Below are 1,945 nucleotides of genomic sequence, written 5' to 3'. Positions count from 1 at the left end.
GGCCTGCACTAGGCCGGATATAAGTCTGCAACCAACCCTGATCGAGCATCGCGTGACGTTTACCTAGCAAACCGGGGCGCGTTCATATAAGTGACCGGCAGCCCCCGCAGGGGGATGTCGTATGGCTCTTGGGTGCAAACGCCATCGCCGTTCAAAGAAACAGCAACCAACCCAGCAGGGCAATGTCGTATGGCCCTTGGGTGCAAAGACCAACGCCGTAAAAAGAAACAGCGACAATCACCCACTTAGTTCCCCCCCTCCACATCATGGCCCGCCTAAATCTCGAATTCCCCGAAGACCAGTTCTGCTACTCCACCCACCTCACGGTGCGCGTGACCGATATCAACTCGGCCAACCACCTCGGCAACGACTCGATGATCTCGATGATTTCCGAGGCGCGGGCGCGCTTTCTGTTTGACCTGCGCACGGAGGACGAGCCGGATGCGCAGACCGACCAGGTGGGCATCATCGTGACCGACCTGGCCACCACCTACCGTACCGAGGCCCATGCCCGCGACCAGTTGCTGTTCGAGGTGGGGGTGATGGACTTCAACCGCTATGGCGGCGATATCACGTTCCGCATCACGCGTCCGGCGGACCTGGCGCTGGTGGCCATGGCCAAGTCCGGCTTTGTCTTTTTCAGCTACGAGCGCAAGCAGGTGGTGCCGATGCCGGAGGCGTTCGCGCGCAAGTTCCCCAAGGTCAACTGGGTGGACCGAGGGGCGGTCAAGGCAAGCTAAAGCAGGCCAGGGCTGAATAGCTACAGCCCGTAGTAAGGCCGGTTCGACTGGATGCGCGTGCTTTCGGCGGGCGGGAAATGCTCCTCGATCAGCAGCTTTTGCAAGGCGGCCTTGCCTTGCGCCAGCGCGCCGATGTAGTACGCGCTGACCGTGAGTTCGTCGAGCGCGCGCCAGGCATAGACCGCGGCATCGACAAACAGGGTATCGGCCGGGCAGGGCATGGCCGCGGCCTGCTGGGCGTAGAGATGCGCCTGCGCGAACTCGCCACGCAGCCGGTGGTAGCGGGCCAGTTCGCACAGCGGCTCGGCACGCGCGGGGCGCGCCTGGTAAGCGGCGAGGTAGGCGTCTCGCACGGCGCCGGGGGCGTAGGCTGGGCTTGCCGCATGCGCGGCGTCGGCGGCAAGGCGCTCGGTCAGCACGGCGATCTGGAACAGCGCGAACCAGCGCTCCTCCTCCCATCCGCCCATGGCCACGCGCGCCCGGTATTGCTTCAGGCTGGCTTCCAGCTTGCCGGCGTCGCGGTAGCTCTGCGCCAGGTAGAAGCAGTAGCGCGCGTTGGCCGGATCCTTCCGCAGCGCGCGCTCCAGCACTTCGATGTCGCGCAGGTAGGTCTGCGGATCCCGGGCGCGGGCGCCATCGCGCGAGACCACGATGGTGGGGCCGGGCAGGTGCTGCCAGGCGTGCGCCGGGTCCTGCGTCAGGTATTCGTGCAGCACGCCTTCCCAGCGCCAGGGCTGGCCCGCCTTGACCAGGGCGTTGCGCTGGTATTGCCAGCCGCCAAGCTCGCACTGGAAGCGATAACCGTCGTCGGCCAGCCGGGGCCAGCGGAATCCTTCTGGCATGCGCAGGGTTTCATCGGCATCGATGAACAGCACGTAGTCTTCGGCACCGGCCGCGCCCTCGGCGCCGGCGCGCGCCAGCGCCAGGGCCTCGTTGCGGTTGTGCGCGAAATCGATCCAGGGCCGCTCATGGAGCACCCCGGGCAGGTCTCCCATGATCTTGCGCACCAGCGCCTGGGTGCCGTCGGTGGACCCGGTGTCGACGATCGCCCAGCGGTCGATCCATGGCTTGACGGACGCGAGGCAGCGGGCGATCACCGGGGCCTCGTTCTTCACGATCATGTTCAGGCAGATGCGCGTCAATTCAGGTTTCCTGTGATCCTGGGTTGGGGTGCGGCGGGGCCACGGGCGGGAGGGGGCGGGAGG

At 66.0% G+C, this 1,945-nt stretch carries 2 protein-coding genes; one reads left to right on the top strand and one right to left on the bottom strand.

The genetic code is table 11. The features are described from left to right. Positions 1 to 266 precede the first annotated feature (266 nt). Positions 267 to 740 (top strand): thioesterase family protein, encoded by a 474-nt coding sequence (locus AC1DS3_RS38165; RefSeq protein WP_441640326.1) that lies wholly within the window; start codon positions 267 to 269, stop codon positions 738 to 740. Between the two features lie 20 nt (positions 741 to 760). On the opposite strand, the gene AC1DS3_RS38160 is transcribed toward AC1DS3_RS38165, so the two are convergent. Next, positions 761 to 1,882, bottom strand: coding sequence for a tetratricopeptide repeat-containing glycosyltransferase (locus AC1DS3_RS38160; RefSeq protein WP_441640325.1), 1,122 nt, complete (start codon positions 1,880 to 1,882; stop codon positions 761 to 763). Between the last annotated feature and the right edge of the window lie 63 nt (positions 1,883 to 1,945).

The organism is Cupriavidus sp. 01L46 (genome assembly GCF_056399905.1).
This window is presented reverse-complemented; position numbering and strand designations above follow the sequence as displayed.